The 12644-nt window shown below is 66.1% G+C and carries 12 protein-coding genes; all 12 read right to left on the reverse strand.

Annotation, left to right across the window (positions count from 1 at the left end; genetic code table 11):
• Nucleotides 1–2 precede the first annotated feature (2 nt).
• The 12 genes from MTBLM5_RS14135 to MTBLM5_RS14190 are packed head-to-tail and all read right to left on the reverse strand — an operon-like array spanning nucleotide 3 to nucleotide 12560.
• Nucleotides 3–983, reverse strand: coding sequence for a radical SAM/SPASM domain-containing protein (locus MTBLM5_RS14135; RefSeq protein WP_217425035.1), 981 nt, complete (start codon nucleotides 981–983; stop codon nucleotides 3–5).
• A gap of 19 nt (nucleotides 984–1002) precedes the next feature.
• Entirely contained in the window at nucleotides 1003–2904 is a 1902-nt protein-coding gene (locus MTBLM5_RS14140; RefSeq protein ID WP_173976725.1) for a hypothetical protein, read from the reverse strand.
• A 5-nt stretch (nucleotides 2905–2909) separates the two neighbouring features.
• The gene (hisH, locus tag MTBLM5_RS14145) at nucleotides 2910–3542 is read right to left on the reverse strand and encodes an imidazole glycerol phosphate synthase subunit HisH (protein ID WP_173976726.1); all 633 of its coding nucleotides are present in this window, start codon (nucleotides 3540–3542) and stop codon (nucleotides 2910–2912) included.
• The gene (hisF, locus tag MTBLM5_RS14150; protein WP_173976727.1) at nucleotides 3539–4300 is read right to left on the reverse strand and encodes an imidazole glycerol phosphate synthase subunit HisF; all 762 of its coding nucleotides are present in this window, start codon (nucleotides 4298–4300) and stop codon (nucleotides 3539–3541) included. Before hisF ends, hisH begins: the two co-directional genes overlap by 4 nt.
• A gap of 6 nt (nucleotides 4301–4306) precedes the next feature.
• Nucleotides 4307–5620: an N-acetyl sugar amidotransferase gene (locus MTBLM5_RS14155; RefSeq protein ID WP_173976728.1), complete on the reverse strand. Its 1314-nt coding sequence runs from the start codon at nucleotides 5618–5620 to the stop codon at nucleotides 4307–4309.
• 17 nt (nucleotides 5621–5637) lie between these two features.
• On the reverse strand, nucleotides 5638–6687 hold the full coding sequence (locus MTBLM5_RS14160) for a nucleotidyltransferase family protein (RefSeq protein ID WP_173976729.1): 1050 nt from the start codon (nucleotides 6685–6687) through the stop codon (nucleotides 5638–5640).
• Nucleotides 6684–7334 (reverse strand): acetyltransferase, encoded by a 651-nt coding sequence (locus MTBLM5_RS14165; RefSeq protein WP_173976730.1) that lies wholly within the window; start codon nucleotides 7332–7334, stop codon nucleotides 6684–6686. The genes MTBLM5_RS14160 and MTBLM5_RS14165 overlap by 4 nt, the downstream gene beginning before the upstream one ends.
• Nucleotides 7331–8401: an N-acetylneuraminate synthase gene (gene neuB, locus MTBLM5_RS14170; RefSeq protein ID WP_173976731.1), complete on the reverse strand. Its 1071-nt coding sequence runs from the start codon at nucleotides 8399–8401 to the stop codon at nucleotides 7331–7333. The genes MTBLM5_RS14165 and neuB overlap by 4 nt, the downstream gene beginning before the upstream one ends.
• On the reverse strand, nucleotides 8392–9576 hold the full coding sequence (gene neuC, locus MTBLM5_RS14175) for a UDP-N-acetylglucosamine 2-epimerase (RefSeq protein ID WP_173976732.1): 1185 nt from the start codon (nucleotides 9574–9576) through the stop codon (nucleotides 8392–8394). The genes neuB and neuC overlap by 10 nt, the downstream gene beginning before the upstream one ends.
• Nucleotides 9573–10706: a DegT/DnrJ/EryC1/StrS family aminotransferase gene (locus tag MTBLM5_RS14180; RefSeq protein WP_173976733.1), complete on the reverse strand. Its 1134-nt coding sequence runs from the start codon at nucleotides 10704–10706 to the stop codon at nucleotides 9573–9575. Before MTBLM5_RS14180 ends, neuC begins: the two co-directional genes overlap by 4 nt.
• Nucleotides 10707–10713: 7 nt before the next feature.
• Nucleotides 10714–11919 (reverse strand): polysaccharide biosynthesis protein, encoded by a 1206-nt coding sequence (locus MTBLM5_RS14185; RefSeq protein ID WP_173976734.1) that lies wholly within the window; start codon nucleotides 11917–11919, stop codon nucleotides 10714–10716.
• Nucleotides 11916–12560 (reverse strand): winged helix-turn-helix transcriptional regulator, encoded by a 645-nt coding sequence (locus MTBLM5_RS14190; RefSeq protein WP_173976735.1) that lies wholly within the window; start codon nucleotides 12558–12560, stop codon nucleotides 11916–11918. The genes MTBLM5_RS14185 and MTBLM5_RS14190 overlap by 4 nt, the downstream gene beginning before the upstream one ends.
• Between the last annotated feature and the right edge of the window lie 84 nt (nucleotides 12561–12644).

Consider the following 12644-nt stretch of genomic DNA (forward strand, 5'->3'; position numbering starts at 1 on the left):
CCCTAAGTGTCCTGCAGCCCTGGCACCACCAGACCATGCGTATCGTAGCAGCTCTTGCACAGGGCCAGCTCGTCGTGGCGCATGTCCGCCAGCATGACCCGGTAATGGTTGAGGATGTCGGAATGCCAGATTTCGGCGATGGTCTGGGTGGCCAGGTCGCCGATCAGCATCATGTTGTCGGAATCCATGCAGCAGGCGGTGACCTTGCCGTCCCAGTTGATCGACAGCTTGTCGAACACTTCGGGGCATTCAGGATGGACCTTGATGACCGATTCCATTTCCTTCAGGCGCTTCAACTCGTCCAGTTCGTGCGGGCGCAGGCGGACGGCGTTGACATCGACATATTCCAGCACGGTGCGTCCGACATTGACGTGGTCGGCGCATTCGGCGGCCAGCGCCTTGAAGGCCTGGACCAGCTCGCGGCTTTCATAGGTGATGGTGGTCGACAGGTGCAGGAACGGCTTGTCGGCGTCGCCGCGCTTGGCATGCAGCTTCCTGACCGTTTCCAGCAGGCCGTCGAAGAAATCGATGTTGCGCATCTCGGCATAGCTTTTCCGATCGACGCCCTGGAACGAGAACTTCAGGGAATCCAGCGGAATCGCCAACAAGGCGTCCATCATCGCCTCGTCCAGCTTGCTGCCGTTGGTGTTGACATGGGTCAGCATGCCGGCGTCATGGGCCATGGCGATGTAATCGACCACCTTGGGATGGGACAGCGGCTCGCCCCAGCGGATGAACCGCAGCGGGGTCCGGTGCTCGCGGCACTCGGCGATGATCTTGTGGAAGATCTCGTCGGCCATGAAGCCCTTGTCACGCTTCTGCGAGAAGTTCCCGGTCGGACACATCAGGCAGCGGAAATTGCAGGTGTTGGTCAGTTCGACATCGATCAGCCGGGGAAAAGCCGGCAGGTTGGCCAGCTTCTGCTTCGAGTTGCCCTGATTGCAGGAATCATAGATCGGCTGATAGGGATTTTCTCGTGTCACGTCCATGTCCGCCAAGCACTCACGAAAGGCGATCAGACGACGCACCCGCAGGGTCGACGTCGTAACCGCGGGATTCGAGGAGCATCACCTCCCAGAAACGTCGGGCAGCGTTGCCGATGCTGCCGAAACTGCAAAAATACTCCAGAACGGCATCGCGATCTATGACCTTGCCGGCCCGCAGCATCGCCACCAGATCGGCGGCGCCGCTGATGACCGGGGTCGGACCCAGCAGCGCGCGATCGATCAGCGACGGCACCGGGCAGACCGGATAATAGGGCTTGCCGGCCGCCAGGGTCTCGACGAAGGCGCCGGAATTGATCGGCCCGACCACGAAGTCGGCCCAGGCCAGATGCCGGTCCAGACCACTATCCTTGACGATCTCCGCCTCCAATCCGAAGCGCCGCAACGCCTCGGCATAATAGTCCAGGTTCTGCGGCCCCGGATGGAGTTTGACCCGAATGGACGCACATCCCATTTGGTGCAAGGCGGCCACGGTTTCCACCATGTTGGCGAAGATATTCGAGGTGAAGGCCGGAGTGTCGTCGCAATCGGCATAGATGGGCAGCACCAGCGCCCGGCCGGTGGCCAGCGGCGCCATCGCCGGACGGCGCAGGATTTCCAGCGCGGGATAGCCGGTGCGGACCGCACGCGCCGGGCCGCCGGTCGAGGCGGCCCATTCCTCGTTCTGACGGCCCCACGACAGCAGCCGGTCCACCGCCGGCGGACCATAGGCGTCGCCGCACCGGCTGTCATAGCGCTGGCGGGTCAGGAACATTCCGTTCAGCAACTCATCGACGCCGACCCCTTCGCCCCGCGCCACCTCGGCGATGATCCGGCACACCGCGTTGGTGGAATCGCCCAGCACGACCCGGGAAAAGCGATGGCGGCGGAACAGACGGCGGTGGCTCTTGACCTGGCGGGCCATGTCCTCGATCCAGCCGGTGGCGAAAATGCGCTGGCGGATGAAATTGCGCAGCCCCAGTTCGACCCCGGTGGCCGGCCGGGCCGCCCAGGCCTGCTCGTAGGCATCGATGATGGCGCGGATTTGTGCCTTTTCGGCGCCGGTCAGGGTGACGGCGGGCAAGCTGACCGGGACGACCCCGTCGGTCAGCCAGCGCCACAACAATTTCGGCCGCTTCGGCATGATGCCGGCCATGATGGCCGGAGCCACCCCGGCCGGGAAATCCTGGGTCAGGGTGCGCACCGTGGCCCAGTTGGACAAGATCAGCACCGTCGATGACTTGCGCCGCCGGACCAACGCCAGGACCCGCCCGGCCAGGTCCAGCGCCTCGGTGTAGAGGCCGCGCATCACCCGCCGCGACCACGGATCAGGCAGCGGGGCGCCATAGCCGTCAAGGCGTTCGGAAAAACCCTTGTCGCCGGGTGCGGGGGCATCCAGCCGGTCGATCAGCAAGATACCGTGCCGCGCACAGGCTTCGGCGGCGATCTGGCGCTTCTGGATCGCATCGACCAGATCCAGCTCGGCCCGCATGTCCAGCAAGACCATCTCGCGCGGGCGAAACCGGGTGCAGGCGCGATCCAGCGCGCACGCCAGGCGCTCGAAGGCGTTGCCGGCCAGGCTGACGTCGCGGACGAACAGCTTGCCCAGCGACACCCCGTCGAACCGCGACGCGTCGTGCCCGTCGAGGAACACCCACTGGCAATGACGCTGATGGCACAGATGGGGCGCGCCCCGTTCGGCCGGCCAATCCGTCAGCATGGCTTCGAAATGGATGGCCGGCTGGCCGCGATCCAGGCAATCGCGCCAGGCCAGCCAGTCGGTGCTGACCACCAGGGTTTCGGGATCGACGGCCAAGCCGGCGACGTGACGGCGATGCGAGACCAGCATCAGCCGTGGAAACACCCGATCCAGCCGGGAATCGACGATGGCGACCGAAAGATCGCGGGGGGGGGCCGACACTGCCGTCACAGGACCAGGAAGTTCCTGATCATCGTCAGACCGGTTTCACCGCTCTTTTCCGGGTGGAACTGGCACCCGATCAGGTTGCCGCGCCGCACCGCCGCCAGGACCCGACGACCGCCATAGGCGCATTCGGCCAAGATATCGGCGCGGTCGTCGGGCTGACCGGCGAAGGAATGGACGAAATAGACGCTGGCCGGGTCGGACAATCCGGTCAGCAGCCCCTGACCCCAATGGTCGGTGATCAGCTGGTTCCAGCCGATATGCGGTACCTTGACCGGGCGGCCGTCGATCCCGGTGGCGGGAATGCGCCGCACCATGCCGGGAACCAGACCCAGGCCCGGGTGATGGCCGAATTCCTCGCTGCCGTCGAACAACATCTGCATGCCGACGCAAACCCCCAGGAACGGGCGGCCGGTGGCGGCATAGGCCTTCAACGGTTCGACCAGGCCGCGCGATTGCACCCCGGTCATGGAATCGGCGAAGGCGCCGACCCCGGGCAGGACCAGACGGTCGGCCCGCGTCACCTGCTCGGCGGTTTCGGCCAGTTCGACGGTGGCTCCGCAATGACGGAAGGCCCGGGCGACGGACAAAAGATTCCCCGCCCCGAAATCGACGATGGTTACTTTGGCGGTCATAGCTTGCGCACCGGCAGGTTGCGGGCCAGCGACTTCTCGCGGATGGCCGGCAAGGTCAGTTTGTCGTAATGCAGCATGTAGGCGATGGCGACGGCGTCGGCGCCGCCCTTCTCGACCACCTCGGGCAGATGGTCGAATGTCCCCATGCCGCCCGAGGCGATGACCGGAATGGTGACGGCGTCGTTGACCGCCTTGACCAGTTCCCAGTCGAAACCCTTGCGGGTGCCCTCGCGGTCGACCGAGGTCAGCAGGATTTCCCCCGCCCCCAATTCCTGACCGCGCCGCGCCCATTCGACCACGTCCAGGTCAGTATGCTCGCGGCCGCAATCGCGATAGGCCTCCCACCGGCCGGGGCCGCTGCGCTTGGCGTCGATCTGCAACACCATGCATTGCGAGCCGAACCGCTCGGCGACTTCCGAGATCAGCTCGGGGCGCAAGGTGGCGGCGGAATTGATCGCCACCTTGTCGGCGCCCGCCCGCAACATGTCGCGCACGTCATCGACCGAACGCAGCCCGCCGCCGACGGTGATCGGCACGAACACCTCTTCCGCCGTGCGCCGCACGATGTTGGTCAAGGTGTCGCGGTTGTACAAGCTGGCCACCGCGTCCATGTACAAGATCTCGTCGGCGCCCTGCTGGTAATAGCGGCGGGCGAAGGTCTGCGGATCGCCGACCACCCGCACGCCTTCCAGCTGAATCCCCTTGATCAGGTTCGGACCCTTGATGTCCAGCCGGGCGATCAGACGAAGATTGGCCATGATCGCTTAGTTACCCTGCCAGACCGTGTTGCGCAGCTTCCATTCGCCCTTATCCAGACGCCACAGATGGGGCGAGCGGAAACGGTCGGCGAGGTGAAGGAAGTAGTCGCGATCCATGATCGGCTGCTCGAACAGGCGCGCCGCCTCGGGGAATTCCGTTTCGGGCAGCGACAGATAGCTCAGCAGTTCGTCGATGAAGCGTTCGGGGAATTCGCCGTCATAGCGCTTGACCAGGGCGACGCCCTCGTCGCGGGTGATGTCGCCCGAGCGGATTTCCTGCGCGGCGTCATAGGTGGCCCGGCCGATGCCGAACTTGATGTTGGTGGTGAAATAATGCAGATCGTCGATGCGGTCGTCGATGCTGTTGTACTTGGAATAGGTGCCGGGCGTCCGCTCGGGCGAGGCCTGGAAGCCGCCATGCTCGACCGAGTAGTAGTAACAGCTCTGCGGGTGCCACTTGGTGTAGTAGCCCAGATAATGGACCTCGGTTCCGACCCGCTTCAGATCTTCCGGATTGGCCGGCAGATAGGGCTGCAGATCGCTCTCGTCCACACCGAAATCGCCGATCAGGTCGGCCACCGAGACGCCGCCCAGATAAATCTGCGACTTGTCGGGCGCGGTGAAATAGCGCCAGTCGCGCAGGGCCTTGTCGTTGTCGGCGATGGGATTGCCGTACTCGGCCTCGTTCTCGCCGTAGAACACCAGCGGGATGTCGTAAAGCACGCTCATCTTCGGGGCCAGGGCCTTCTGGCCGATGATGAAGGCCTGGAACGGGTGGTAGATGGTCTCGACCGACAGGCGGGTCAGCAGGCGGTGGACCCGGCCGTTGGGGGTGACCAGATTGTTGTCGAACCCCGCATGGATCCATGCCTGGAAGTTCTTCCAACCCCAGTCGGTGTAGATGTGCGGCGCCCAGGTCACCGTCAGCGGATGCATGCCGTATTTGTGCTTGAGCAGGTGGGCGGCGTAGAAGCTGTCCTTGCCGCCCGAGCCCGGGACCACGCAATCATAGCGCCCGTCGGTGCGGCGGAAGCGGTCGCACAGGTCGCGCAGCTGGCGGTCGCGCTCGTCCCAGTCGATCGCCGCCTTGGTCTGGGCGGTCCGGCAGGCGTCGCAAACCCCGTGCTCGTCGAAATTGATGGTCTGCTTGACGCTTTCCTTGGTGTGCTTGTACTCGGCGGTCGAGTTGGGCCGCTGGTTCGAGATCACGCAAGACCGGCAGAAGCGCACGTCGGCGGGCAGGCCATACTTGGTCGGCAAATCCCCATCACGCTGGAAGGGAGCGAAATCGATCTCAACATGACGAGGAAATCTGAACATGGGGGTGCCCTTGCAAATCAGCCGAAGATGGATGCGAACTCGCCGTTCGCACGTTCGAAGTCGTCTAGACGACCGATGTCGATCCAGTATTCCCGCACCGGAAAGGCCGACGTCAATCTTTGCCCGGCGATCAGGGTGGAAAACAGCTCTGGCATGTCGAAATAGCGCCCTTTCGGCACAAGGTCCAGTGCCGAGGGCGAAATCGTGTAAATGCCCGCATTGACGAAAAACGATTGCACCGGCTTTTCGACCACGCTGGCGATGCGGTCGCCATCCAGGTTGACCACGCCATAGGGAACCTGGAAGTCGTATTCGCGCACGCACATGGTCGCCTCGGCGCCCTGTTCGTCGTGAAACTTGAGCAGGCTGGCGAAGTTGACCTTGGTCAGGACGTCGCCGTTCATCACCACGAACGGAGCCTCGGGCCGTTCCGGCATCAGCGACAGCGCCCCAGCCGTGCCCAGCCGGTCCTTCTCTTCGAGATAGCGGATCTCGCAGCCGAAGGCCGAGCCGTCGCCGAAATGATCCTTGACCTGATCGGCCCGGTAATTGACCGAGATGTAGAAACGCCGGAAATCCATCGCCACGAAATTATCGACGATGGTTTCCAACAGCGGCTTGCGGCCGACCTTCAGCAGCGGCTTGGGCGTGTCGTCGGTCAGCGGGCGCAGGCGATTGCCCAACCCGCCGGCCATCAGCACCACCCAATTGGGCCGGGCTTCGTGGCGACGATGCAGTTCGGTGTCGAGAACCAGATCGACGACGCGGCCATCGGGGGCGACGATCGGCAATTGGTGGATCACCGCGCTGCTAAGGATGTCCAGCAGATGCGCCGGGCTGTCGCTGGGCCGGCCGAACCGGAACCGGGTGTTCATGATGGCCTGAACCGGGGCCTCGAGCCCGGTGCCGCGCAGGATGCCGCGCCGGACGTCGCCGTCGGTCACCGTTCCCAGCAGATGGCGTTCTTCGTCCACCACCAGGCAGATTTGCAGCCCGGCTTCGTCCAGGACGGCGATGGCCGACCCGATGGGGGTGTCCGGCCCGATCAGTGTTTTATGCCAGCTCATCGGCAAACCTCGTCTCCGATCGGTCGGGCGGGATTTCCCGCTACCCTTGCGCCATCCGCGACATCGCGAATCACCACGGCACCGGCCGCGACCAAAGCGCCCGCGCCGATTCTTATTCCCTGTATCACCGTCGCACCGGTCCCGACCAGCGTCCGTTCGCCGATCCTGACGTCGCCGGACAGAACCGCCCCCGGAGCTATATGCGCATGGGCACCGACCTGACAATCATGATCGATGGCGGCGCGGGTGTTGACGATGGCGTCGCATCCGACGCGACAGCCGGTTTGCACCACCGCACCGGCCAGGATCTGGGCGCCCTGGTCCAGCACCACGTCGCCGCCGACCACCGCCGAGGGATCGACCAGTGTGGCGAAGACGAAACCCCGTGCCCGATAGGCGGCGTACACCTTGGCGCGCAAATCGGCCGGACCGACGGCCCCGATCCCGTTGACCACCCGGGTCCGGTCGCGGTCGCAGCGCTCCAGCGCCTCGTCGCCGCCCAGAACCGGCACCCCCAGAACCGTCGAGCCGACCCGGCCGGGATCGGCATCGACCAGACCATCGACCATCGTTCCGGCGCGGCGCAGGGCGTCGATGACCACCTTGGCATGACCGCCGGCCCCGATGACGAAAACCTGCTTGGTCACGGCTCGATCCTTTCGCCCGCCCGATAGGCCCGGCCGGCCGGCCGCCCCAGCAGGTCCCAGTAGCGGGCCGGCGACAATCCGTCGCCCGGCCGCTTGACCCCCAGATTGGCCATGGTGAAGGGATCGCCGGCGGCGATGTCGCCGGTCGCCACCAGACTTTTGCGCGCCACCATCATGTTGCGGCTTTCCGTCGCGGTCGGGCGCTTGTCGGCCTCGCCCAGCATGGTCTCGACGGCCCGGATGCTGCGCACCATCTGGGCCAAGGCGGCCGGCTCCAGCGATGCCTTGTGGTCCGGCCCGGGCAGCGAACGGTCCAGGGTCATGTGCTTCTCGATGACCACCGCCCCCAGGGCGGTCGCGGCCACCGCCGCCTCGAGGCCCTCGGTATGGTCCGAGAACCCTACCGGCAACCCGAAGGCCCGCGACAATGTGCCCATCGCCCGCAGATTGACCTCGGCCGGCGGGGCCGGATATTCGGTGGTGCAATGGAGCAAGGTGACGTTGGCCGCCAGTGCGGCCCGCCCGGCCGCCGAGGCGAAAGCCGCCGCGAAGGCCGACGACGACGGATCGCCCAGCCCCAGATAGCCGTGCGCCAGAACGCCCAGGGCATCCTCGACATCGGCCAGGGTGCACATGCCGGTGGACAAGATGACCGGAACCCCGGTCGCGGCGGCGGCGTGCAGCAGGGGGGCGTTGGTGATCTCGCCCGATGGCAGCTTCAGGCGCGGCAATCGCAATTCCTGGGTCAGGAAGCGCAAGGACGGCAGATCGAACGGCGTCGACAGGAATTCGATGCCCCGCTCGGCGCAACGGCGCCGCAGGACGTGGTGCGCCTCGTCCGACAATTCCAGCCGGCGCAGCATCTCGAACTGGCTTTCGACGGTTCCGGTGGTGCGCTTCTGGTAATCGGCCTTGGGCGCGTCGATGGCGGCGATCTCGGTGGCGCGGAAGGTCTGGAACTTGACGATGTCGGCACCGGCTTCGGCGGCGGCATCCACCAGCGCCAGCGCCTGCTCCAGCTTGCCGTCGTGATTGACGCCGGCCTCGGCGATGATGGTCACGGCCATGACGATGTCTCCGGCAGGTCGAAGAAGGGCTTGCGCCTGAGCTGGGCGATATCGATGCCGGCCAGGATATCGGCTACCGTCCGGCCGACATCGCCGCCGCCGTAGGGGGGCTGCATGGCGTCCAGGGTGGCGCGAAAGGCCGGGCTCAGGCCTTGTTCGATGGCGGCGGCGATGGCGGTGGCGTCCAGATCATCGCAATGGATCACCGATTGCGCCCGCAGCCGGCCGGCCTGGCGATCGCCGATATCGATGGTGGGCACCTTCAGGGCCGGCGCCTCGATCAGGCCGCTCGAGGAATTGCCGATCACCAGCGAAGCGCGGCGCATCACCGAAAGATAGCGTCGCTGCCCCAGGGTATCGTGCAGACTGACCCGCTCGGGCCGGGCGGCGGCGAAGGCCGCCAGGCGCCGCGAGACCACCTGGTGGCCGGCATCGGCATTGACCCCGGTGATGACGATCCGGGCCTGGGGAAAGCCATCCAGCGCCGCCAGCAGATGGTCGATGGCCGCGCCCTCGTCGCCGTCGCGGCGGGTCACCGGATGGTAGGTGACCAGAAAGGTCGGCGAACGGAGCGCCACGCCGAGATCCTGGTCCAGCACCGCATCGGGCAGCGGGTCCAGGGCCAGCGCGCTATCGACCCCGGGGGCGCCGACGGTGAAGATGAAGGCCGGATTTTCCCCCATCTGCCGGATGCGGCGGGCATAGGGCTCGGCGGCGGCGAAATGCAGCGATGCCATCTTGGTGATGGCGTGGCGGATGGATTCGTCCACCGCTCCCTCGGTCACCTCGCCACCGTGCAGGTGAGCCAGCGGAATCGCCAGCAGCAGCGCCGCCTGGGCGGCCGCCAGGATCTCGAAGCGGTCGCCCAGGACCACCACCAGATCGGGCCGCAGCGCCGCCAGCGCCTCGGCCATGCCGATGGTGCCGCGTCCGACCGCGCGGGCCATCGCCAGCACACTGTCGTCGGGTTCCAGCATGGGCACCGAGGTCACGCTGAAACCGTCAGCCGTGATCTGATCGACGGTGTGGCCGAACCGATGGTCCAAATGCGCACCGGTGGCGATCACCGACAGGTCGAGGCCTGGATGCGCGCGCACGGCATCCATCACCGGGCGCAGCAGCCCGTAATCGGCACGAGCGCCGGTCACCACCGCCACATGCCGGGTTGATGTCACGACAGCGCCTCCCGCACGGCGTCGATGACGCGCGACTGTTCGGCGTCGGTCAGATGCGTCGAGCAGGGCAGCGTCACCACGCGATCCCACACCCCGTCGGCGACCGCCATGTCGGTGGCCGGCGCGACCCGGTAGGGCTCCTGCAGGTGGATCGGCTTCCAGAACGGCCGGGCCTCGATGCCCTTGGCCCTCAGCTTCTGGCACAAATCGGCGACGCTCGACGACAGCACCAGGCCCGAGAACCAGCACGCACTTTCGGCCCACTCGGGGACCGGAAAGCGCCCGACCCCGGCCAGGCCGGCGAAGGCCTGGTCATAGGTCGCCGAAATCCGCCGCTTGGCGGCAACCAGGGCGTCGGCCCGCTCCAACTGCGCCACCCCGACCGCGGCCTGAATATTGGTCATCCGGAAATTGAAGCCGACCCGATCGTGGTCATAGGCCGAGCCCACCCGGGCGGTGGTGCTGAGATGGCCGACCAGCGCCATCTGGACCGGATCGTTGCCCAGCACCGCGCCACCGCCGCCCGAGGTCACCGTCTTGTTGCCGTTGAAGGAAAACACCGACAGGTCGGCCCCCATCGCCCCCACCGGCCGCCCCTTGTAGCGGGCACCCAAGGCGGCGGCGGCATCGGCCACCACCGGCAGGCCGAAATCGCGGGCGATGGCGCCGATGGCATCCATGTCGGCCGGCTGACCCAGGGTGTAGACCGGCATGATCGCGGCGACCCGTGCCCCGGTGGCCTTGTGGCGCAGGGCCCCGCCGCGCCGTTCGGCCTGGGTTTCCAGCATCCGGCGCAGCAGGACCGGGTCCAGGGTCCAGGACCCGGCATCGACATCCATCAGCCAGGGCCGCGCGCCGCAATGGCTGATGGCGTTGGCGCTGGCGATGAAGGTGAAGCTGGGCAGCACCACCAGATCGCCAAGGCCCACTCCCGCCGCCACCAGGGCCAATTGCAGCCCTGTCGTACCGCTGGAGGTGGGAACGGCATGGGCGGCACCGGCCGCTTCGGCGGTCAGGCTGGCCAGGCGATCGACGAACGGCCCCACCGACGACACGAAGGTCGAGGTGATGCATTCCTGCAGATAGGCCGCCTCGTTCCCGCCCAGATTCGGTACGCACAACGGAATCATTGGCCCCTCACATCTTCTGTTCCAGGCTTTTATGCCGCTCCTCGTGGACCAACTCGGGGACGGCGCGACGCACCGCGGCCACCACCTCGTCCTTGGCCCAGTGCGCCGAGTCCCGGATCGCCGCGATATCCTTCAGGAAGGCCGCCACGGTCCCGGCCGGCGGCGGCGTCTCGACCACCACGCCCAGGGCGGTGAAGCGCGAGGTGTCGATGCGGTCACCGGTCCGGTGGAATTCCTCGAACGGCTTCTCGCCGGTCGTGTCGGACGGGGCGAACCAGCACGGCCAGCTGCCCTTGGGAATGGCGGTCATCGCCCGGGCCTCGTCCTCGCTGGCGCACAGGATCGGCTCGAGACCATGATGGCGCAAGAAGGCCACGGCGATGTCGGAAAAGGTCATTAGGTCGCTGTCGGGGTCGAAGCGCGGAAAGAACACTTCGTTGGCCCGCCCCAGGAAGGCCGCCAGCAGGCACAGCTGCCCGGATTCCTCGTGCGAGATGAAATAGCGGCGCACATCGGACGGTGCCGCCAGCGGCTGTCCCTTGGCCAGGCGGCTTTCGAAGCCCTCGAGCAGACTGCCGGCGGAAAAGGCGACGTTGGCGAAACGGGCCGAGCTGGCCACGGCTTGGCCGGCCTGCTCGAACAGCACCTTTTCCATCAGGTTCTTGGTGGCCCCCATCAGGTTGACCGGGCGCACCGACTTGTCGGTCGAGACCGAAAAGATTCGCGACAGCCCCCGGGCCGACGGGTGATCCAGGAAACGCGACAGCGCCCCGACATTGACATCGACCATGCGCAACAGGCTGTAGACGTCGCGTTCGGACCGCACATGCTTGACGGCCGAGAAGTTGACGAAGGCGTCGTAAGGGCCGTGATCGGCGGCGAAGCGCAGGAACTCGTCGGTGCCGAAATCGACGCTGACGGTCTTGAAATCCTCGGGCAGCGCAAGGTCCGAGGACGAGCGCAGGTCGCGGACGATTTCCACCAGGGTATTTTCGTTGACGTCCACCAGATGCAGGCTGGCCGGCCGGAAGCGGACCACCTGTTTGACGAACGCCCCGCCGATCGAGCCGGCGGCGCCGACCACCAGCAGGCGCTTGCCGTCAATGGCTGCCCGCAGCGCCGGGGAATGGGCGTCGATATCGTCGGCGAACAGGGCGCGGGTGCGCCGAAGAATGCGAGACATCAACGGGTCGGCGGTATGAAAATGGGTCACGGACGATCCTCGACGCCAGAGCGGACGGAAATGCCAAGAAGGCGGGGAGCGAAAACGCGCTCGGGTCCCATGCAGGCCTTGGCGCGGTCGAAGGTGGCCTGCGGCGCCTTGAGATCGGTGATGATCGCCGCCTCGGCGGTGGGAAACGCCTTGGCCGAGCGCTGGACGGCCAGCGCGACGCACCGTTCCCTCTCGGCCGCGTCATCGACGAATCCCAAAATCTCGACGGGATGATCCAAGGCCGCCAGCACCGCCATCTCGCCGATCTCGGACGCCCCCCACAACACCACCCGCTTCCAGCCGCGACCGGTGCAGGCGGCGAAGATATCGCCGTATTCCTGGCGCGCGGCCCGGACCAGATAAAAGGATTGTCGCAGGAATTCGGCGGTCAGGCGCCCCTTCTCGGCCAGGCCGGTCGGCGTCAGATAATAGGCGTAGCGATTGGCCGGGGCCATCGCCACCTTGATCAGGCCGGTCTTGACGCACCTTTTGAGATAGGCGTTGGCCAAGCCCAGGGCGATCCCGAGATCGCGGGCAATGGTCCTTTGGGTGACCCGGCTGTTGCTTTCGATGGTGGAGAGCAGCTTCAACAGAAGCCCGGGTTCGTCCCCGGTAAGCGCCTTGTCGACGGTTTCTGGCATGGGTACCCCTGCGAGGATGCCCAGCCATACCATGTTCATCCCATGAACGTCAATCCGCCGCTCCGGCCGCATTTTGGTCTTGCC

Origin of the sequence: Magnetospirillum sp. LM-5 (assembly GCF_902729445.1) — a bacterium.
Taxonomy (GTDB): domain Bacteria; phylum Pseudomonadota; class Alphaproteobacteria; order Rhodospirillales; family Magnetospirillaceae; genus Magnetospirillum.